The sequence below is a fragment of the Burkholderia sp. Ac-20353 genome, from assembly GCF_017104785.1.
In the GTDB taxonomy this organism is placed as follows: Bacteria; Pseudomonadota; Gammaproteobacteria; order Burkholderiales; family Burkholderiaceae; genus Burkholderia.
On the sequence record NZ_JAAGPL010000082.1, the window covers coordinates 1 to 20,228 of the forward strand.

Sequence of the window (20,228 nt, forward strand, 5' to 3'; positions counted from 1 at the left end):
TGTGGTGGCCGCTCGCGCTGGCCGGCGTCGCCGCGATCGCGTCGGAGGCCGCGAACTGGGCCGGCCTGCCGACCTGGCTGTCGGCGGTGCTCGCGCTCGCAGCGGTGCTCGCGTGCGGGATCACCACCTACAAGAAGGGCTGGATCGCGCTGCGCAACGGCAACCTGAACATCAACGCGCTGATGAGCATCGCGGTGACGGGCGCGATGGCGATCGGCCAGTGGCCGGAAGCCGCGATGGTGATGGTGCTGTTCACGATCGCCGAACTGATCGAGGCGAAGTCGCTCGACCGCGCGCGCAACGCGATCCAGGGGCTGATGCGGCTCGCGCCCGACACGGCGACCGTGCAACAGCCCGACGGCGCGTGGCGCACGATCGAAGCCGGCCGGGTCGTGCTCGGCGCGATCGTGCGCGTGAAGCCGGGCGAACGGATCGGCCTCGACGGCGAAGTCGTCGCGGGCCGCTCGACCGTGAACCAGGCGCCGATTACCGGCGAGAGCCTGCCCGTCGAGAAGACGGCCGGCGACCCCGTGTTCGCCGGCACGATCAACGAATCGGGCTCGTTCGAATACCGGGTGACCGCGGTCGCGGCCAACACGACGCTCGCGCGCATCATCCACGCGGTCGAGGAGGCGCAGGGCGCGAAGGCGCCGACCCAGCGTTTCGTCGACCAGTTCGCGCGCGTCTACACGCCGATCGTATTCGCGATCGCGCTGCTGGTCGCGGCGGTGCCGCCGATCGTGACGGGCGGCGCGTGGCACGAATGGATCTACCGCGCGCTCGTGCTGCTGGTGATCGCATGCCCGTGCGCGCTCGTGATCTCGACGCCGGTGACGATCGTGTCGGGGCTGGCTGCGGCCGCCCGACGCGGAATTCTCGTGAAGGGCGGCGTGTATCTGGAAGAAGGGCGCAAGCTCGCATGGCTCGCGCTCGACAAGACCGGCACGATCACGCACGGCAAGCCGGTGCAGACCGACTTCGTGCTGCGGGCGGCCGATGCCGACACCGCGCGCGTCCGGCACCTCGCCGCGAGCCTCGCCGCGCGTTCGGATCACCCGGTGTCGCAGGCGATCGCGGCCGCGGCGCGGGCCGACGCTGCCGCGCCGTTCGCCGACGTGCAGGACTTCGAAGCATTGCTCGGGCGCGGCGTGCGTGGCACGATCGACGGCGCGGGCTACTGGCTCGGCAACCACCGGCTCGTCGAAGAGCTGGAACACTGCTCGCCGGAACTCGAAGCGCAGCTCGACGCGCTCGAGCGGCAGGGCAAGAGTGTCGTGATGCTGATCGACGACGTGCGCGTACTCGGCGTATTCGCGGTGGCCGACACGATCAAGGACACGAGCCGCGCGGCGATCGCCGAACTGCATGCGCTCGGCATCCGCACCGCGATGCTGACGGGCGACAACCCGCACACCGCGCAGGCGATCGCGCAGCAGGCCGGCATCGACGACGCGCGCGGCAACCAGCTGCCCGAGGACAAGCTCGCGGCGGTCGAGGAACTGGCCGCCGGCGCGGCGGGGGCGGCGCGGTCCGCAGTCGGGATGGTCGGCGACGGGATCAACGACGCACCGGCGCTCGCGCGTGCCGACATCGGCTTCGCGATGGGCGCGATGGGCACCGATACCGCGATCGAAACCGCCGACGTCGCGCTGATGGACGACGACCTGCGCAAGATCCCCGCGTTCGTGCGGCTGTCGCGCGCGACGCACCGCGTGCTCGTGCAGAACATCGGCCTGACCGCGGTCGCCGCGCTGATCGGCGGCGGCGGGTTCGGCACGTTCATCTTCCAGGGCATCGGACAATCGGCCGCCGACCTCGTGCTGCTCGGCGCGATCCCGACGATCGCGCTCGCGCTGATGGCCGCCGTCGTGTTCGAAGCCGCGACCGCGCTCGCGAAAGGATGGACCGCATGATCGAGATCGTCGGCCTCGGCAAGCGCTTCGGCGATATCGTCGCCGTCGACGACGTATCGCTGACGATGCGGCGTGGCACGATCACCGCGCTCGTCGGCGCGTCGGGCAGCGGCAAGTCGACGCTGCTCAGGATGATCAACCGGCTGATCGCGCCGAGCGCGGGCACGGTCCGCATCGACGGCGTCGATACCGCGAGCGTGCCGCCCGAGCACCTGCGGCGCGGCATCGGCTACGTGATCCAGGGCCACGGGCTGTTTCCGCACTGGAGCGTCGCGCGCAACATCGCGACGGTGCCGCGCCTGCTCGGCTGGCCGGCCGCGCGCATCGACACGCGCGTGCGCGAATTGCTCGACCTGTTCAACCTCACGCCCGACGAATTCGCGGACAAGCTGCCGCACGAGCTGTCCGGCGGCCAGCAGCAGCGCGTCGGCGTCGCACGCGCGCTCGCGGCCGAACCGGCGATGCTGCTGATGGACGAACCGTTCGGCGCGCTCGACCCGATCATTCGCGGCAAGGCGCAGGACGAGCTGCTCGCGCTGCAGCGCCGCCTCGGGATCACGGTCGTGCTCGTCACGCACGATATCGAGGAAGCGCTGAAGCTCGGAGACACGATCGCGGTGATGGACGGCGGCCGGCTGCTGCAGGTCGCGCCGCCCGCCGAGATCCTCGGCCAGCCGGCGGCAGGCGTCGTCGAGCAGCTCGTCGCGGGGGTCGACCGGCCGCTGCGCCTGCTCGCGCTGACGCCGGTCGGCGACGTGGCCGAACCCGGCACCGCGAACGGGCCGCCGATCGCCGCAACGCGCACGCTGCGCGATGCGATTTCGGAAATGCTGTGGCGTGGCGTCGATGCGCTGCCCGTCGACGATGACGATAACGGGACGCAACGCCGGCACCCGGCCGGAAGCGGCCACGAGCCAGCGGGCGGCAACGTCGCGCGCCGTATCACGCTCGACGCGATCCGTGCGCATGCGAGGCGGCCCGGATGACGGCTCGCGATACGGCAACCGCCCGGCGAGGACTACCCGCGGACGCGCCACGACGGCTCCTGCCGATCGCCGCACGCGCGGCCGCGCTCGCGCTGCTGCTCGTGCTGCTGTTCCGTCCGCTGTGGCTGCAAGGCTGGTTCGCGCCGTTCGCGGACAACGGCGCGCCCGTGATCTATGAGCGCGCGAGCCTGCTCGACCTCACGCTCGCGCATCTCGGCACGGTGGCCGTATCGAGCCTGATCGGCACGGTCATCGCGGTCGCGGCCGGCATCGCGGTCACACGGCCGTCGGGCGCGGATTTCCTGCCGGTCGCGCGCAGCATCGCGAACATCGGCCAGACGTTTCCGCCGGTCGCCGTGCTCGCGCTCGCGGTGCCGGCGGTCGGCTTCGGCGTGAAGCCGGTGCTGATCGCGCTCATCCTCTATGGACTGCTACCGATTTTCGAGAGCACGATCGCGGGGATCGAGGACGTGCCGCGCGACGTCGTCGACGCCGCGCGCGGCATGGGGATGAACGGCTGGCAGCAGCTGAGCTCGGTCGAGCTGCCGCTCGCGCTGCCGGTGATCGTCAACGGCATCCGGCTCGCGGTCGTCATCAATCTCGGCACCGCGACGATCGGCTCGACGGTCGCCGCGCGCGGGCTCGGCGACGTGATCATCGCCGGCCTGCAGACCGCGAATACCGCGTTCGTGCTGCAGGGCGGGATGGTCGTCGGACTGCTCGCGGTGCTGGTCAGCGATGCGATCGGCGTGCTCGCGCGCGTCACGGCGCGGCGCGCGTAGATGCCGCTGCAACACCGCCGGGGCGGTCGAACGGCGGTGCGCGGCACGCAACGCGTCGCCTGTGGCACATGCATCATTCGATCTCCGATCGGTGCCCGCGCAACCGGTTTTTCGCGCCCGATTCCGCATTGCGCACGCGGCCGGCAGCCATCATCCTACATCCTGCTTTCAGCCGAGCCCGCGTTCCAGCCACCCGGCGCGAATGGTCGATATACTATGCGCCTCCCGACTCCCCCAACCGGACCATGCGAAGGTTTCCCTGGCTGATCCTGTTTTTGCTCTGCACCGCGAACCAAGCGTCGGCGCAGCAGATGTCTGCGCAACCAGCATCCGCGCCGGTTGCGATCGAAGCCTCGGCCGCCTCGGCCGCTTCCGAAGCGCAGACGGTCAATCAGCCGAACGAGGAAAACCGCCGCATCACGGCATACCTGTCGAAGAAATTCGGCATCGCAAAAGAGAAGGCCGCGCAGCTCGCGAGCATCGTCAACGTCACTGCCACGAAGTATTCGCTGCCGCCGGCACTGGTTTACGCAATCATCTCGATCGAATCGCGTTTCAAGGAAAAGGCGCGCGGCGCCGGAGGCGCAACCGGGCTGATGCAGGTGGTGCCCAGCGCGCACCGCGGTTTGCTGAGGAACGTGAAGGACCTGACCGAGCCGACCGCGAACGTCAACGCCGGCTCGGCGATCCTGTCCGGCTATGTGCGGGCCGCTGGCGGCGACGTGGGCGCCGCGCTGAAGAGCTATGGCGGTTCGCACGCGTATGCGGCGAAAGTGATGCAGCGCGTCGAGTCGTTCCGGTTCGTGCTCGAGCCGAGCGACGATGCGAATGCCGGGATGATGCCGGTCAGTGCGCCGGCGTCCGCGGTGTCGGGCATTCAGAGCTCGTCCGCGCGCAATACCCGCTGACCTCCGGCGCGCACCGCGTCGTATACAAACAGTGCGTACCGTTCGATGTGCTGGTCGAAGCGAACGAGGGTCGCATCGAAATGCGTCGTCAGCGTGAATGCAACCAAATGTATTCATCCAAAGTGACGCGCCGCAGGTCGTTTATCATCGACTGGTCACGTCGATTGAACGACCCGTGAGTGAAGTATGAGGAATACCCGTAAGACATTGATGATTGCCGGAGGGCTGCTGGTCGTTGCGATCAGCGGTTCGTACCTGATGCTCCTCAAGGCGGACCATCGTGCGGTTGCAGAAGCGACGGCCGGCATCGGCGATTCCGCCCAGACGCCGCCGGACGCCGATCTGCGATCGGGCGATAACCACGTATCGCAAGGAAGCATCGGTCAAGCGGCGCTTCCCGCCGCTACCACGAAGCCCGCCGACGCCGCGCCGCAACCGGCGCCCGCAACGGCACCACCAGCGCCCGCACCTGCTACCGCTGCCACTACGCCCGCGCCTGCCGCCGCAACTGCACCTCCGCCGCCACCTGCGCCCGTGACAGTGACCGTCGACCCAGCGCCGGCACCCGGCCCGGCAGCCCCGAGCGTCAGCGCACCGCCGCAGCCCAAGGCACAGCCGAGCGAGCCGCCGTCCGCCGCCGTCGCGTCGGTCGATGCGCAGAAGTCGCCCGCTTCAACGACGAACCGGACGCAACGTGCGTCGCGTGGGCGCGACGGTCTGGAGCGTCATGCAACGGCGGCAACGGCGAATCACGGCTCGGCCACGACACCCGAGACGGCCGCACTGGTCAGGGAGTCGTCGAAGCTCGATCCTTCATTGCCACCGCCAAAGGATCTCCCGGTTCCTTCGAGCACCGATCAACGCGGCTCATCCGCGGGCGCAAACCCGGTCGCCGCTGCGATGACCGAGCGACTCGTCCGGGAGTCGAGCAGTGTCGGTACGTCGTCGTCGCAACCGTCTCAGGACAATTCGGCCGCACCCAAGTGATCGCGGTGACGTCCTACCGCTCCGCCTTCCGCCGCCCCATGTACGCAAGATACGCGACGATCAGATCGATCTCCCGATCACTCAGCTGATCCTGCGAGAAAGCCGGCATGGCCCGCCCGGGCCAGTCCCGAACCGACGCCGGATTGCGGATGTAGCGATGCAACGCCGCCGGCTGGAAGTAATCGACGGGATTCATCGGCACGTTGAGATCGGGGCCCGTCTCCGCGCTGCCCGCACCGTTGAGCCGATGACACGCGAAACATTGCGTGATGAACAGGCGCTGACCGGCCCGAACCGGAGCGGTCGCCGGCAGCGCCGGATCGACGGCGAGCGCCGGCCAGCGCGCGGCGGGCGACCGTTGCGTCGCGAGATGCACGATCTGGAACGGCCACTGCTCGTTGCGCACGGACGATGCCTCCTTGCCGATCCAGACCAGATAGAACGGCCCGGCGCTGACCGGCTTGCCCGGCAGCTTCGGCCACGGATGCGCGGGATCCTCGACCGCGAGCCACGCAACGGCGCCCGCGGGATTGCGATTGAGCACGAGGTCCATCGGCAGTTGCGCGGCAAAACCGTCCGCCGCGCGCGTTTCGAGCACGCTGTCCGCCGCGAGCGCGGCCCCGTCGAGCAGATCCGCCAGCGGCACGGCGCGGAAGGTCATCGGCGTACCGTACGCGACATCGCGAGGCACATGGATCTCCGCGACATCCGGGCGCGCGAGCAACGCCTGACGAGTAAACGATCGGGTCGCACCGTCCGTCGCGAGGTCAAGTGCGGACTGGGCGGCCGCACCATGTCCGATCACGCAGACGGTCAGCAGCAATAGCAGGCACAACGCGCGTTTCAGCATTCGTTCTCCGTTGACTGTCGTTTGTTGCGACGATCGCTAGTGGATCGCCGCGACCGCCCGAAACAGCGTCACTCGCGGCGTCACTCGCGCGCGAGCGACGCGTTCATTGGTCGCCGCAAGACAGGTCACCCTCCCTGCAATGCAGTTGGGCGTCGAGACGCTTCGTCTGCTCGCGCGTCAGCGTATCGATGCACATGCCGTACATCGACGAATTGATGCTGCCGCCGCGCGTGCCCATCGTGTTGAATTCGCATTGCGCGTCGCGCCATGCGAGCCACGCACGCTCGGCCTTTCGCAAATGCTCGCCGCCGTCCTTGCTCACCTTCGCGAGCAGCGCACGGTACGTGTCGTTCAGCTGCCGATCGGACGCCTTCATGCTGCGGCCGATACATTCGTTAATGTCCGTCTGGGTACCCGAGTTGTTGTTCAGGCAATCGGTTTGTGCGGCCCAGGAAGCGCCGCTCGCGAGCAGCAAGACAGCCGTACAGAGAACGGGAAAACGCATTTTCGGGGGGCTCCATGTATTGCGGCCGGAGGTCTTCCACAGGGATGCGCCAGCGCCGTTTATTCCCCGTCATTTGACCGCGCAGCGCACGAATATGCCATATACGCGGTGGAATTTCGATGTTTTCCCGATGCGGACGACGGCCGTCAGTCGCAGGTTGCATCCGTGCGCGAGTAGACACTCGACGCAACTGCCCCTATCGTCCGATATTCCGACGAAATTGCGAACGTTCAAGGAATGGGACATGCGAATTGCACCGGACACAATACACATCGTATCGGACCGACTTTCGATCAAGCTTTTCACCGCAAGCGACGCGGAAGCAGCGTTCCGGTGCATCACCCCCTCCCTCACGCGGTTCATGGCGTGGGACCCGCCTGCCGACAGGGAGGGCTTCGATCGCATTTGGCAAGCGTGGCTGCCCGCGACCGTCGCCGGTACGGACTTCGTGTTTGCAGTCCGTCAGCGCGACAGCACAGCGTTTCTCGGCCTGGCCGGCATCCACCACGTCAAGGATGGATGCGGCGAACTCGGCATCTGGATTCGCGAAGATCGTCATCGCGAGGGAATCGGACGTGAAGCGGTCAGCCTGATTGCCGAGTGGGCAAGCCGTGAACTCGGCATCGAGCGCTTCGTTTATCCCGTTGCCGAAGAGAATTTTCCGAGCCGACGTATTGCCGAATCACTCGGTGGTGTCGTCATGGAGCGGCACGAAACGAGAAAATACCAAGCCGTCGTTTATCAGATACCGCGCCAAACGAGTCGCGAATGAGCACGCGGGCTCATTCGCCGGAAACGGCGTCACGAGCGCCCCCCGTCACAGGCACCCGGCCGCCCCCGTCCACCGCAGATAATCCCCGCGCGTCCAGTCGAGCGCGACGCCGACGCGCTTCGTCCCCGGCCGGATCTTCGGCTTGCAGACCGACAGCGTCAGCGATTCCAGCGCCGGCCATTCGCGAAACGACATCACCGCCACGTCGGCGACGAGCGTCTCGAGCAGCCGCGTATGCGGCTTGTGCGCGAGAAAGGCCGCGACGCGCGCGCAATACCCGTCGTAATCGATCCAGTCGCCCGCTTCGCTCGGCTCGCAGCGATAGCCGAGTTGCGCGTCGATCACGATCGGCTGCGGCGCGTCGTGCTCGTGCGCGTGGATGCCGATCCGCGCGGGCACCTTCAGTTCGTCGACGAACACGCTCCAGCCGCGCCCTCCGAGGCGCGGCGCGTCGATCGACACGAACGGTTCGTCGGCCGGCTTCATGAGGCGAGCGGCGCGGCCGCGTCGAGCATGATCCGCACGAAGTAATCGGCGAAGCTGCGGCGCAGGACGATCTCGAACGTGTCGTCGCCGGTCGGGATCAGCGTGATCGGCGACTTGAAGTAGTGCGACTGCGCGCACTGGCCGGGCTTGAACATGCGCGGATGAAGATCGAGCGGGCAGCCGCGCGCGATCACGTCGCGCACGCGTTCGCCGCTAACCTCGACGACCGTATAGCCGCTGCCGACATCGACCGCCGCCGCATACGAACCCTGCACGGCCTCGGCGAGCGCCGCCTCGAGCACGCCCGCCTGCACGGGCCCGTTCGAGCGCACGAGCCATTCGTCGGGGCCGAGCCACAACACGTCGTAGTCGGCGCTGCGCGCGACCGTGTTCGGTGCGGCCGGCGGCCGGCAGCCGACCACGCGCTCGAACGCGCCGACGAACGCGGGGTCGCTCAGCTCGCCGCGCACGTTGACGAGATCGAGAAACGGCCGCTCACGCAACGTGAATTTCTTCGACGCACGCGCCTGGTGCGTCTTCAGCACGTCGGCCGCGCCGACGAACGGCGACTCGAGCGTGACGCTGCCCGCGCCCGCCACCTGCGTCTGGTTTCTGGTTTCATTCCACATGCTGACGCACCCCTTCGGTATCGTAGAAAACCGGGCTCGAGATCTTCGCGGTCACGCGCTTGCCGTTGGCCAGCGGAATCACGACGCTCTCGCCCATCTTGCCCAAGCCGCCCTTCACCACCGCAAGCGCAATCGAGCGCTTCAGGATCGGGCTGTAGTAGCTCGACGTCACATGGCCGATCATCGGCGTCGGCTCGGTCGCAGACACATGCGTGTCCTTCGCGACGATCTGCGCGCCTTCCGGCAGCACGAACTGCTCGTCGTCGGTCAAGAGGCCCACGAACTGCTTGCGGCCTTCCTTCGCGGTGTCCGAACGCGCGAGCGAACGCTTGCCGAGGAAGTCCTTCGACTTCGCGACGACGCCGCCCATCCCGAGGTCGTACGGCGTGATCGACCCGTCGGTGTCCTGGCCGACAATGATGTAACCCTTCTCCGCGCGCAGCACGTGCATCGTCTCGGTGCCGTACGGCGTGATGTCGAACTCGGCGCCCGCGGCCATCAGCGCTTCCCACACCGCGCGGCCCGCGTTGGCCGGCACGTTCACTTCATAGGCCAGCTCGCCCGAGAAGCTGATCCGCATCACGCGCGCCTTCGCGCCCGCGACCGTACCGTTGCGATAGCTCATGAACGGGAACGCTTCGTTGCCGAAGTCGATGTCCTGGCACACCTTCTGCACGACCTTGCGGCTCTTCGGGCCGACGACCGCGAAAGTCGCCCAGTGGTCCGTCACCGACGCGAGGCGCACCTTCATGTCCGGCCATTCCGTCTGCAGCCAGCGTTCGAGCCACGTGAGCACGCGCGCCGCGCCGCCCGTCGTCGTCGTCATCATGAAATGCTGATCGGCAAGGCGCACCGTCACGCCATCGTCGAACACCATCCCGTTCTCGTCGAGCATCAGCCCGTAGCGGCACTTGCCGACTTCGAGCTTGTTCCACGGGTTCGTGTACATCCAGTTCAGCAGCTTCACCGCGTCCGGGCCCTGGATGTCGATCTTGCCGAGCGTCGACGCGTCGAGGATGCCGACGCTGTTGCGCACCGCGAGGCATTCGCGCTTCACGGCCGCATGCAGGTCCTCGCCGTTCTTCGGGAAATACCACGGCCGCTTCCAGTTGCCGACGTCCTCGAACATCGCGCCGTGCTCGACGTGCCATTCGTGCACGCAGGTCTTGCGGATCGGATCGAGGAAGTCGCCGGTCTCGCGGCCCGCGAACGTGCCGAACGACACGGGCGTGTAGTTCGGGCGGAACGTCGTCGTGCCCGTTTCCGGAATCGACTTGCCGAGCGCCTGCGCGAGAATCGCCATCCCGTTGATGTTGCCGAGCTTGCCCTGGTCGGTGCCGAAACCCATCGCGGTGTAGCGCTTCACGTGCTCGACCGATTCGAAGCCTTCGCGCGCGGCGAGCAGGATGTCGGCGGCCGCCACGTCGTTCTGGAAATCGACGAACTGCTTCGGCCCGCGTGCGGCGGCCTCGCGGCTGCCGACGAGCCACAACGGCTGCAGCGCGCCTTCGACGGCTTCCGCGGCCTGAGGTGCAACCGGACGCTGCGCGGCCGTGTAGCCGGCCGCCTTGGCAGCTTCCGCGCCGGCATCAACCGCGAGCCGCAACGCACGCGCGAGCCCGAACTCGCCCGCGGCCGCGCCGACGCTCGCTTCAGGCTGGACCGCCTTGCCCGGCAGGAAGCACGCTTTGTCGTCGTTCCAGCACGCCTTGCCGCCCGACTGCGCGAACAGGTGCAGCACCGGGCTGAAGCCGCCCGACATCGCAACGAGGTCGCATGCGAGCGTATTCAGCTTGCCGCCCGTCTGGCCGTTCGAGTACGACGCGATGTCGACCGACGACACGCGCCACTTGCCCGACGCGGCCGTCACGACCGCGCCGCTCATCACCGTCACGCCCTGGCGCTTCGCAGCCGCCGGCAGCGCGCCGTTGGTCGATGCGCGCGAATCGACGACCGTCACTTTCGCGCCGCATGCCTTCAGGTCGAGCGCCGCCTGGTAGCCGCGATCGTTGTTCGTGAACACGACCGCTTCGCGGCCCGGCAGCACGCCGAAGCGGTGCACGTAGGTGGACACCGCGCCTGCGAGCATCACGCCCGGCAGGTCGTTGTTGCCGAACACGATCGGCCGCTCGTGCGCGCCGGTCGCGAGGATCACGCGCTTCGCGCGGACCTTCCACAGCAGCTCGCGGGTGCCCTTGCGCATCGACACCGGCAGGTGATCAGTCAGGCGCTGCGTGATCGTCACGAGGTTGTGGTCCTGGTAGCCGAACGCGTTGCTGCGCGACAGGATCGTCACGTCGGGCAGCTTGCGCAGCTCGGCCTCGATCTTCTCGACCCACTGCAGCGCGGGCTTGCCGTCGATTTCCGCACGACACGACAGCAGGCTGCCGCCGAGCTCGCGCTGGTCGTCGACGAGGATCACGCGCGCGCCGGCCGTCGCCGCCGCATGCGCGGCCGCGAGGCCGGACGGGCCGCCGCCGACGACGAGCACGTCGCAGTGCGCGTAGCACTTGTCGTAGCGATCGGCGTCGAGCGTGTCGGGTGCCTTGCCGAGGCCGGCTGCGTCACGGATCTTCTCTTCATACTTCGGCCACATGTTGCGCGGCCACATGAAGGTCTTGTAATAGAACCCGGCGGGCATGAAGCGCGAGAACTTCTGGTTGATCGCGTACTTGTCGTTCTCGAGCGACGGTTCCGCGTTCACGCTGGTCGCGACGAGACCCTGGTACAGCTCGATCTCGGTCGCGCGCGCGTTCGGCACGCTGTACGGGCCCGATTCGAGCTGCACGACGGCGTTCGGTTCCGCGACGTCCGCCGTCACGATCCCGCGCGGACGGTGGTACTTGAAGCTGCGCGCGACGAAGTGCACGCCGTTCGCGAGCAGCGCGGACGCGAGCGTGTCGCCCTGGAAGCCCTGATAGGTGCGGCCGTTGAACGTGAAGGTCAGCGGAATCGCGCGGTTGATGCGGCCACCGGTGCCGAGACGGTCTTTCTGGCTCATTTGCTGGTGCCCTCTTCGTGTGCATTGCCGGCGGCTGCGCCACCGAACTTTTCGTAGCCCTTGATTTCGTACGTGACGGTGTCGCGCTCGACCTTGAACCAGCGGCGGCAGCCCTGCGTGTGCAGCCATTGCTCGCGGTGCAGGCCGCGCTTGTTCTCACGCATGAACACGTATTCGCCCCATTCGCGGTCGGTCATGTTCTCGTTGGCAACCGGGCGCACGATGTCGGCTTCGCCGCCGCACGTGAACTCGGATTCGGCGCGCGGCCCGCACCACGGACATTCGATCAGCAACATGTTTCCTTCTCCTCGTGGTGGTTCGTCAGTGCGCGACGGCAGCGGCGCCGTGCTCGTCGATCAGGTGGCCCGTATAGAAGCGGTCGAGCGCGAACGGCGCGTTCAGCGGATGCGGCTGGTCCTGCGCGATCGTGTGCGCGAACACCCAGCCCGAGCCGGGCGTCGCCTTGAAGCCGCCGGTGCCCCAGCCGCAGTTGAAGTACAGGCCCTTCACGTCGGTCTTGCTGATGATCGGGCACGCATCCGGCGACACGTCGACGATGCCGCCCCACTGGCGGTTCATCCGCACGCGCGAGAACACCGGGAACATCTCGACGATCGCCTGCAGCGTGCCTTCGATGACCTGGAAGCTGCCGCGCTGGCCGAAACCCGTGTACTGGTCGATGCCCGCGCCGATCACGAGGTCGCCCTTGTCGGACTGGCTGATGTATGCGTGCACGGCATTCGACATGATCACCGTGTTGACGACCGGCTTGATCGGCTCGGAAACCAGCGCCTGCAGCGGGTGGCTCTCGATCGGCAGGCGAATGCCGGCCATGTCGGCCAGCGTCGTCGTGTTGCCGGCCGCGACCACCGCGACCTTCTTCGCCTTGATGAAGCCCTTCACCGTTTCGACGCCGACCACCGCGCCGCCCTCGCGGCGGATGCCCGTCACCTGGCAGTTCTGGATGATGTCGACGCCCGCGCGATCCGCGCCGCGCGCGAAGCCCCACGCAACGGCGTCGTGCCGGGCGACGCCCGCGCGGCGCTGGATCGACGCGCCGAGCACCGGGTAGCGGCTGTTCAGGTTGATCGTCGGTTCGATTTCCTTGATCTGTGCGGGCGTCAGGAATTCGGCGTCGACGCCGTTCAGCCGGTTCGCATTGACGCGGCGCTCGGTATCGCGCACGTCCTGCAGCGTGTGCGCGAGGTTCAGCACGCCGCGCTGGCTGAACATCACGTTGTAGTTCAGGTCCTGCGACAGCCCTTCCCACAGCTTCATCGCCTTCTCGTACAGCGCGGCCGATTCGTCCCACAGGTAGTTCGAGCGGACGATCGTCGTGTTGCGCGCGGTGTTGCCGCCGCCGATCCAGCCCTTCTCGAGCACCGCGACGTTCGTGATGCCGTGCTCCTTCGCGAGGTAGTACGCGGTCGCGAGGCCATGCCCGCCGCCGCCGACGATCACGACGTCGTACTCACGCTTCGGCTCCGGGCTCCTCCATTGTTTCTCCCAGTTCTCGTGATACGAGAGACCGTTGCGGAACAGGCTGAATATCGAGTAGCGGCTCATGTTGATGGTCCTTCGTTAGCATTCGATGACGTTCACGGCCAGACCGCCGCGCGACGTTTCCTTGTATTTCGTCTTCATGTCGGCACCCGTCTCGCGCATCGTCTTGATGACCGAATCGAGCGACACGTAGTGCTGGCCGTTGCCCTTCAGCGCCATCCGCGATGCGTTCAGCGCCTTGATCGCACCCATCGCGTTGCGCTCGATGCACGGGATCTGCACAAGCCCGCCGACCGGATCGCAGGTCATCCCGAGGTTGTGCTCCATGCCGATCTCGGCGGCGTTCTCGACCTGATCGGGCGTGCCGCCCATCACGGCCGCGAGCGCGGCCGCGGCCATCGAGCACGCGACGCCGACCTCGCCCTGGCAACCGACTTCCGCGCCGGAGATCGACGCGGTTTCCTTGTAGATGATCCCGATCGCGGCAGCCGTCAGCAGGAATTCGACGATGCCGGCCTCGTTCGAGCCCGGCACGAACTTCACGTAGTAGTGCAGCACCGCAGGGATCACGCCGGCCGCGCCGTTGGTCGGCGCGGTAACGACACGGCCGCCCGCCGCGTTCTCCTCGTTGACGGCCATCGCGTACAGGTTGACCCAGTCGAGCATCGACAGCGGGTCGCGCAGCGATTCCTCCGAGCGCGCGCGCAGGCGCGCATTCAGTTCGGCCGCGCGGCGCTTCACGCGCATCGGGCCCGGCAGGTCGCCCTCGACCTTGCAGCCGCGCTCGACGCACGCGGCCATCGTGCGCCAGATCGCGAGCAGGCCAGCGCGCACTTCTTCGGCGGGGCGCAGCGCGGATTCATTGCGCAGCATCAGCTCGGCGATCGACAGGCCGCTGTCGCGGCACTGGCGCATCAGGTCGTCGCCGGTGCGGAACGGATACGGCACCTCGGCCGCCGCGCGCACGCCGTTCACGCGATCGCCGTCGCGGTTCACGACGAAGCCGCCGCCGACCGAGTAATACTCTTTCTCGACGAGCAACTGCCCGTGCTCGTCGAACGCCTGGAAGCGCATCCCGTTCGGATGCACGATGCTCGTGCCGCTCATCAGCTTGCGATAGAAGCCGATGTGTTCCTTTTCCTCGAAACGCACCGTCTGCTTGCCGAGCAGCGACAGCGACTTCTGCGCGCGGATCTCGGCGAGGCGCGGCTCGATCAGGTCCGGATCGATCGAATCGGGCAGATGGCCCTCGAGGCCGAGCAGCACCGCCTTGTCGGTGCCGTGGCCCTTGCCGGTCGCGCCGAGCGAGCCGTACAGCTCGACCCGCACGCGCTGCACGAAGGCGAGCAGGTTCGCATCCTCGACGTGCGACGCGAAGCGGCACGCGGCGATCATCGGGCCGACCGTATGCGAGCTGGACGGGCCGATGCCGATCTTGAACAGGTCGAACGCGCTGACGTTCATCTGGCTTCCTTTGGGTAGGCACATGTGAAGTGACGTTGGACGCCAGTACACCAAAGCGTAAAATCGGCCGATAGAACAAAAACGGCATCGACGTGGGACATCGCCGCCAAGCGGCCTTCCGCCCGCCCCGAAAGTGCGTTTTGACGATGGTTCGCGACGAAAAAACGCAAGTCCGCGGGGGGGTGATCGGCGACGCTGGGTTCATCCGCGCCGCCCCGCGTGCCGGCCCTGTATATGGAGTGAGACGCGCCCCCGGGCGTGACGAGATCGACCGCAATGACACCCGACGTACCCGCTTCCCCGCTCGCCGAAGCCGCACCCCGGCGCCTCCGCTTCGGCATCGTGCTGCTGCCGAACTTCACGCTGACCGCGTTCTCGGGGTTCGTCGACATGCTGCGGCTGTCTGCCGACGACGGCGACTACAGCAAGCCCGTGCGCTGCGCGTGGAGCGTGATAGGGGAAACCCTTGCGCCGGTGCGCGCGAGCTGCGGGATCCAGATCACGCCGTGGGAGACCTTCGACGCGGCCGAGCCGTTCGACTACGTGGTCGTCGTCGGCGGGCTGCTGCATTCGGGGCCGCAAGCTGGGCCGGAAACACTCGACTTCATCCGCCGCGCGGCCGCCGGCGGCGCGACGATCGTCGGCATCTGCACCGGCGTGTTCACGCTGATGCGCGCGGGCGTGCTGGAAGCGCACCGCACCTGCGTCAGCTGGTTCCATTACTGGGATTTCATCGAGCGCTTCCCGGCCGCCGACCCCGACCTGCTGATCGCCGACCGGCTGTTCGTGATCGACCGGCGGCGGATCACCTGTTCGGGCGGACGCGCGTCGATCGACGTCGCCGCCGCGATCCTGCTGCGCCACTTCGATCATGCGACCGTGCAGAAAGCGCTACGGATCCTGCTGGTCGGCGAGATGCAGAAAGGCAACGCGCCGCAGCCGCACCCGCCGGGGCTCGAACCGGCGACGCACCCGAAGGTCAAGCGCGCGATTCTTCTGATGGAACAGCATGTCGGACGCGCGCTGCCACTTGACGAGCTCGCGTGCAAGCTCGACATGTCCGCGCGGCAGCTCGAACGGCTGTTCAAGGCGGAAACCGGCAAGAGCCCGCAGGCGTTCGCGAAGCAGGTGCGGTTGCGCACCGCCGCATGGCTGCTGACGAGTTCCGATCGCACGGTCGCCGATATCGCGTCGAGCTGCGGGTTCGCGGACGCGTCGCATCTCGGGCGCGAGTTCCGCAAGCAGTTCGGCATGCCGCCGGCGGCTTATCGGGAGCGCGGCGGCGATGCGGTGGCGGCCCCGGACATCGTCGAGGAAGAGGTGGATTGACGGGCGCCGGCCGGTGCGACGGAACGCCACGGGGCGACCTGCCCGCTCAGGTCAACTGGGTGCGACACGAGACCGTTGAAGGGGAGAACGACGCTACGCTTGTCCCACCTCCTATCGGGAATCCGCGATGAAACGCCTGTCACGAACCGCTGTCGCCGCCGTCGCCGCAGTCACATTCGCACTCGCCCAGGCCGCCGTCGCGCAGACGCCGAGAACCGTGCAACTGGAGGACATGACCTGGACCGAGCTGCGCGACAGCATTCACGCGGGCAAGACCACCATCCTGATCCCGATCGGCGGCACCGAGCAAAGCGGGCCGTATGTCGCGCTCGGCAAGCACAACGCGCGGGTCAAGGCGCTGTCCGAACGCATCGCGCAAGGTCTCGGCAACGCGATCGTCGCGCCGGTGATCGCGTACGTGCCTGAAGGCGGCTATGCACCGCCGACGTCGCACATGCGCTTCCCGGGCACGATCACCGTGCCCGACGACGTCTTCGAAAAAACCCTCGAGGCCGCGGCCAACGGCTTCCGGGTCCACGGCTTCACGCACATCGTGTTCCTCGGCGACCACGGCGGCTACCAGAACGACATCCGGCGGGCCGTCGCCCAGCTCAACAAGTCCTGGGCCGGCTCCGGCGCACGCGCGTTCGTGCCCCCCGAGTATTACGGCACCAGCTCCGACGGCTATGCGCAGATCCTGCGCCAGCACGGCGTGCCGGACGCCGACATCGGCACCCATGCGGGGCTCGCCGACACGTCGCTGCTGCTGGCCGTCGCGCCGCAGATGGTCAGGCTCGACAAGCTGCGCGGCGCGGCGAAGCCTGGCGCCGCGGATGGCGTCTACGGCGGCGATCCGCGTCACGCCAGCGTCGAGCTCGGTCAATTGGGCACCGATGCGATCGTGTCACGCACGATCGACGCGATCAAAAAGGAAACCGCCGGCCGCTGACGCTTCGGCACCCGCGCGCCGCCAGTCCTGTTATCCCATTCAACCGATCAGGGCCTTGTCATGCAACAGCGTTCCCGCCGTCACACCCGCATTTCCCGCGTCGCCATCCTGATGGCCGCCGCGCTCGCCGGTTTCAGCGCCGGCGGCGCGCTCGCCGCATCCGCCGTCGCGGCGGTGCCCGGCATGCCGCCCGTCGTCAATCCGGACAACCTGTACGGCGAGGCCCAGGCCGGCCACATGAGCGCCGCGGTGGCGGGTGCGCTGCCGCGCGTGTACGTGCCGAACCTGCGCTCCAACGACGTCTACGTGATCGACCCGGCGACGTACAAGGTCGTCGACAGGTTTCACGTCGGCCGCAGTCCGCAGCACGTCGTGCCCGCGTGGGACCTGCAGACGCTGTGGGTCGCGAACAATGCCGAGAGCCGCACCGACGGCAGCCTGACGCCGATCGATCCGAAAACGGGCAAGCCCGGCAAGGAAGTGCTGGTCGACGATCCGTACAACATGTACTTCACGCCCGACGGCAAGGAAGCGATCGTCGTCGCGGAAGCGCATGCGCGGCTCGACTTCCGCGACCCGCACACGATGGCGCTGAAATCGAGCCTCGACGTCCCGCAATGCAAGGGCATCAACCATGCGGACTTTTCGATCGATGGCAAGTACGCACTCTTCACATGCGAATTCGGCGGCAAGCTCGCCAAGATCGATCTGGTAAACCGCAAGGTGGTGGGCTACCTCGAACTCGACCGGACAGGGATGCCGCAGGACATTCGCGTGTCGCCCGACGGCAAGGTGTTCTATGTCGCGGACATGATGGCCGACGGCGTGTATCTCGTCGACGGCGACGGCTTCACGAAGACCGGCTTCATCAAGACGGGCGTCGGCACGCACGGGCTGTATCCGAGCCGCGACGGCACGAAGCTCTACGTCGCCAATCGCGGCTCCAATCTCGTCCACGGCCCGCGCCACGGCAAGGGCAGCGTGTCGGTAATCGATTTCGCGACGCGCAAGGTGATCTCGACCTGGCCGATCCCGGGCGGTGGCAGCCCCGACATGGGCAACGTCAGCCCGGACGGCAAGACGCTGTGGCTCTCCGGCCGCTTCGACGACGTCGTCTACGCGATCGACACCGCAAGCGGCACGGTCAGGTCGATCCCCGTCGGCATGGAGCCGCACGGGCTGACGGTCTGGCCGCAACCCGGCCGCTACTCGCTCGGTCATACGGGCAACATGCGCTGACGGGGAGCCGGGCGGTGGCCTATGCTGTGCGAAGCCCCACTCACTCGCTGACAGGATTTGCCGCCATGCCCCGCTTCGCCGCCAACCTTTCGATGATGTACAACGAGTACGCGTTTCTCGAGCGCTTCGCCGCCGCCGCGTACGACGGCTTCAAGGCCGTCGAGTATCTGTTCCCGTACGACTTCGCCGCCGAGGACATCCGCGAGCGCCTCGACCGGCACAGCCTCACGCAGGTGCTGTTCAACGCGCCGCCCGGTGACTGGGCCGCGGGCGAACGCGGGATCGCGTCGCTGCCGGGCCGCGAGGACGAGTTCAGGCGCGGCATCGACACCGCGCTCGACTACGCGCGCGTGCTCGGCAACACCCGGCTGCACGTGATGGCCGGCCTGCTCGCGCCGGGCCAGGATCGTGCGCGGCATCGCGCGACCTATGTCGCGAACCTCGCGCACGCCGCGCAGGCGGCCGCCGCGCACGGGATCACGATCCTCGTCGAGCCGATCAACCAGCGCGACATGCCCGGCTATTTCGTGAGCCGGCAGGACGACGCGCACGCGATCTGCGCGGAAGTCGGCGCGCCGAACCTGATGGTGCAGTTCGACTGCTACCACTGCCAGATCGTCGAGGGCGATCTCGCGATGAAGCTCAGGCGCGACTTCGCGGGCATCGGCCACATCCAGATCGCCGGCGTGCCTGAACGCCACGAGCCCGATATCGGCGAGCTCAACTATCCGTACCTGTTCGAGCTGATCGATTCGCTCGGCTACGACGGCTGGATCGGCTGCGAATACCGCCCGAAGGCCGGCACGTCAGACGGCCTCGGCTGGCTCAAGCCTTATCTGTAAAAAAAACCCCTCGCATGCCGACCGGCTGCGAGGGGTTTTCATGATCTTCGCGGGCATCACGCCGTAAAGCGCTCGCTCGCGAACTGCGCGTCGGGCACCCCGGCCGCGGCGGCGGCCGCCTGGGCGCCGCGCACGAGTGCCGGCGGCCCGCAGACGTACACATCCGGCAGCACGTCGGCACGCGACAGCGCCGCGCTCAACGCATCGACCGGCGTGCCGCGGAAACCGGACCAGTCATCGTCCGGATGCCATACGCACAGATCCACCCGCAACTGCGGCAAGTCGATCTGCAACTGCTTCAGCTCGTCGCGCAGAAACAGCTCGCTCTCCTGATTCACGCCAAAAAACAGCCGCGCGTCGGGCATCTCCTGATACTCGGCCATCCGGCGCAGCATCGACAGGATCGGCGCGAGCCCTGTGCCGCCGGCGACGAACCAGCGTGGCCGCAGGCTTTCGACGAACAGGCCGAAGCCGCCCATCGGAACACGTACGGTCAGCGGATCGCCGAGCCGCGCGCGCTCGCGCAGATAGGTCGAGAACCAGCCGTCGGGCCGCAGCCGGATCAGGAACTCGAGGCGCCCTTCCCAGTTGCTCGTATTCGCAAGCGAATACGGCCGGCGGACGTCGCTGCCCGGCACCTCCAGCTCCGCGAACTGGCCCGCCTCGAACTCCACGGCCGAGCCGTTCGCGTCGTCGGGCTCCACGTGCAGCTCGACGCGCATCGTCTGGTCCGCGATCAGGTCGAGCGCCGCGATCCGCGCGACGCGCACCGGCACCGGTTGCAGCAGCACCTTCGCGTGGTCGTACGGCGCGACGATGCGCAGGTCGCTGCGCGGCGTCGTCCGGCACATCAGGATCGCGCCCGGCTGCCCGGCCGGCAGCGCGTCGGCGCTGTGTTCCTGCAGGTCGTAGTCGCCGGCGGCGACGGTTGCATGACACGCACCGCAACTGCCGCGCCGGCATTGCGACGGCAGCGTGATGCCAGCGTCCGCCGCCGCCGTCAGCAAGTCCTGCCCGGCTTCGCATGCGAAGCCTACAGGCTGCCCGTCGCGCGTCGTGATCTCGATCCGGTAGGTCATCCTC

The 20,228-nt window shown here is 67.7% G+C and carries 19 protein-coding genes; 9 read left to right on the top strand and 10 right to left on the bottom strand.

The window, feature by feature from the left end; all coding sequences use genetic code 11:
* The 4 genes from G3N94_RS22475 to G3N94_RS22490 all read left to right on the top strand — a co-directional run.
* A partial coding sequence (locus G3N94_RS22475; RefSeq protein WP_241022019.1) for a heavy metal translocating P-type ATPase occupies nucleotides 1-1,913 on the top strand: 1,913 nt, incomplete at its 5' end.
* Nucleotides 1,910-2,899, top strand: a complete 990-nt coding sequence (locus tag G3N94_RS22480) for an ABC transporter ATP-binding protein (protein ID WP_205794767.1) — start codon at nucleotides 1,910-1,912, stop codon at nucleotides 2,897-2,899. The genes G3N94_RS22475 and G3N94_RS22480, both read left to right, overlap by 4 nt.
* Entirely contained in the window at nucleotides 2,896-3,681 is a 786-nt protein-coding gene (locus G3N94_RS22485; RefSeq protein WP_205794768.1) for an ABC transporter permease, read from the top strand. Before G3N94_RS22480 ends, G3N94_RS22485 begins: the two co-directional genes overlap by 4 nt.
* 245 nt (nucleotides 3,682-3,926) lie before the next feature.
* Nucleotides 3,927-4,589: a transglycosylase SLT domain-containing protein gene (locus G3N94_RS22490; protein ID WP_205794769.1), complete on the top strand. Its 663-nt coding sequence runs from the start codon at nucleotides 3,927-3,929 to the stop codon at nucleotides 4,587-4,589.
* A gap of 144 nt (nucleotides 4,590-4,733) precedes the next feature.
* Here the strand turns inward: G3N94_RS22490 and G3N94_RS43250 are convergent, their stop codons facing one another.
* The 3 genes from G3N94_RS43250 to G3N94_RS22505 form a co-directional block, all read right to left on the bottom strand.
* Nucleotides 4,734-4,976: a hypothetical protein gene (locus tag G3N94_RS43250; protein ID WP_205794770.1), complete on the bottom strand. Its 243-nt coding sequence runs from the start codon at nucleotides 4,974-4,976 to the stop codon at nucleotides 4,734-4,736.
* A gap of 613 nt (nucleotides 4,977-5,589) precedes the next feature.
* Nucleotides 5,590-6,426 carry a cytochrome c gene (locus G3N94_RS22500; RefSeq protein ID WP_205794771.1) on the bottom strand — a complete coding sequence of 279 codons (837 nt, stop codon included), beginning with the start codon at nucleotides 6,424-6,426 and terminating at the stop codon, nucleotides 5,590-5,592.
* Between the two features lie 103 nt (nucleotides 6,427-6,529).
* A complete protein-coding gene (locus tag G3N94_RS22505) occupies nucleotides 6,530-6,931 on the bottom strand; it encodes a lysozyme inhibitor LprI family protein (protein WP_205794772.1) in 402 nt (133 codons plus the stop codon).
* Between the two features lie 244 nt (nucleotides 6,932-7,175).
* Here G3N94_RS22505 and G3N94_RS22510 point away from each other — a divergent pair, with 244 nt between their 5' ends.
* On the top strand, nucleotides 7,176-7,703 hold the full coding sequence (locus G3N94_RS22510) for a GNAT family N-acetyltransferase (protein ID WP_205794773.1): 528 nt from the start codon (nucleotides 7,176-7,178) through the stop codon (nucleotides 7,701-7,703).
* Nucleotides 7,704-7,748: 45 nt separating this feature from the next.
* Here the strand turns inward: G3N94_RS22510 and G3N94_RS22515 are convergent, their stop codons facing one another.
* From G3N94_RS22515 to G3N94_RS22540, 6 genes are read right to left on the bottom strand one after another with little or no spacing between them, the layout of a single operon-like run.
* Complete coding sequence (locus G3N94_RS22515; protein WP_205794774.1) at nucleotides 7,749-8,189, bottom strand: dihydroneopterin aldolase; 441 nt, start codon at nucleotides 8,187-8,189, stop codon at nucleotides 7,749-7,751.
* Nucleotides 8,186-8,818 carry a sarcosine oxidase subunit gamma gene (locus G3N94_RS22520; RefSeq protein ID WP_205794775.1) on the bottom strand — a complete coding sequence of 211 codons (633 nt, stop codon included), beginning with the start codon at nucleotides 8,816-8,818 and terminating at the stop codon, nucleotides 8,186-8,188. Before G3N94_RS22520 ends, G3N94_RS22515 begins: the two co-directional genes overlap by 4 nt.
* The gene (locus tag G3N94_RS22525; protein ID WP_205794776.1) at nucleotides 8,808-11,819 is read right to left on the bottom strand and encodes a sarcosine oxidase subunit alpha family protein; all 3,012 of its coding nucleotides are present in this window, start codon (nucleotides 11,817-11,819) and stop codon (nucleotides 8,808-8,810) included. Before G3N94_RS22525 ends, G3N94_RS22520 begins: the two co-directional genes overlap by 11 nt.
* Nucleotides 11,816-12,115 carry a sarcosine oxidase subunit delta gene (locus G3N94_RS22530; protein WP_205794777.1) on the bottom strand — a complete coding sequence of 100 codons (300 nt, stop codon included), beginning with the start codon at nucleotides 12,113-12,115 and terminating at the stop codon, nucleotides 11,816-11,818. Before G3N94_RS22530 ends, G3N94_RS22525 begins: the two co-directional genes overlap by 4 nt.
* Before the next feature lie 25 nt (nucleotides 12,116-12,140).
* Nucleotides 12,141-13,385, bottom strand: coding sequence for a sarcosine oxidase subunit beta family protein (locus tag G3N94_RS22535; RefSeq protein WP_205794778.1), 1,245 nt, complete (start codon nucleotides 13,383-13,385; stop codon nucleotides 12,141-12,143).
* 15 nt (nucleotides 13,386-13,400) lie between these two features.
* Nucleotides 13,401-14,786 (bottom strand): L-serine ammonia-lyase, encoded by a 1,386-nt coding sequence (locus G3N94_RS22540; protein WP_205794779.1) that lies wholly within the window; start codon nucleotides 14,784-14,786, stop codon nucleotides 13,401-13,403.
* Between the two features lie 276 nt (nucleotides 14,787-15,062).
* Here G3N94_RS22540 and G3N94_RS22545 point away from each other — a divergent pair, with 276 nt between their 5' ends.
* The 4 genes from G3N94_RS22545 to otnI all read left to right on the top strand — a co-directional run bounded on the left by G3N94_RS22545 (nucleotide 15,063) and on the right by otnI (nucleotide 19,145).
* Nucleotides 15,063-16,115 carry a GlxA family transcriptional regulator gene (locus tag G3N94_RS22545; RefSeq protein WP_205794780.1) on the top strand — a complete coding sequence of 351 codons (1,053 nt, stop codon included), beginning with the start codon at nucleotides 15,063-15,065 and terminating at the stop codon, nucleotides 16,113-16,115.
* A gap of 127 nt (nucleotides 16,116-16,242) precedes the next feature.
* Complete coding sequence (locus G3N94_RS22550) at nucleotides 16,243-17,064, top strand: creatininase family protein (RefSeq protein ID WP_205794781.1); 822 nt, start codon at nucleotides 16,243-16,245, stop codon at nucleotides 17,062-17,064.
* Nucleotides 17,065-17,124: 60 nt separating this feature from the next.
* Complete coding sequence (locus G3N94_RS22555) at nucleotides 17,125-18,303, top strand: YncE family protein (protein ID WP_205794782.1); 1,179 nt, start codon at nucleotides 17,125-17,127, stop codon at nucleotides 18,301-18,303.
* Nucleotides 18,304-18,368: 65 nt separating this feature from the next.
* The gene (gene otnI, locus G3N94_RS22560; protein ID WP_205794783.1) at nucleotides 18,369-19,145 is read left to right on the top strand and encodes a 2-oxo-tetronate isomerase; all 777 of its coding nucleotides are present in this window, start codon (nucleotides 18,369-18,371) and stop codon (nucleotides 19,143-19,145) included.
* 56 nt (nucleotides 19,146-19,201) lie between these two features.
* Here the strand turns inward: otnI and G3N94_RS22565 are convergent, their stop codons facing one another.
* The gene (locus G3N94_RS22565; RefSeq protein ID WP_205794784.1) at nucleotides 19,202-20,224 is read right to left on the bottom strand and encodes a 2Fe-2S iron-sulfur cluster binding domain-containing protein; all 1,023 of its coding nucleotides are present in this window, start codon (nucleotides 20,222-20,224) and stop codon (nucleotides 19,202-19,204) included.
* Nucleotides 20,225-20,228: the final 4 nt, after the last annotated feature.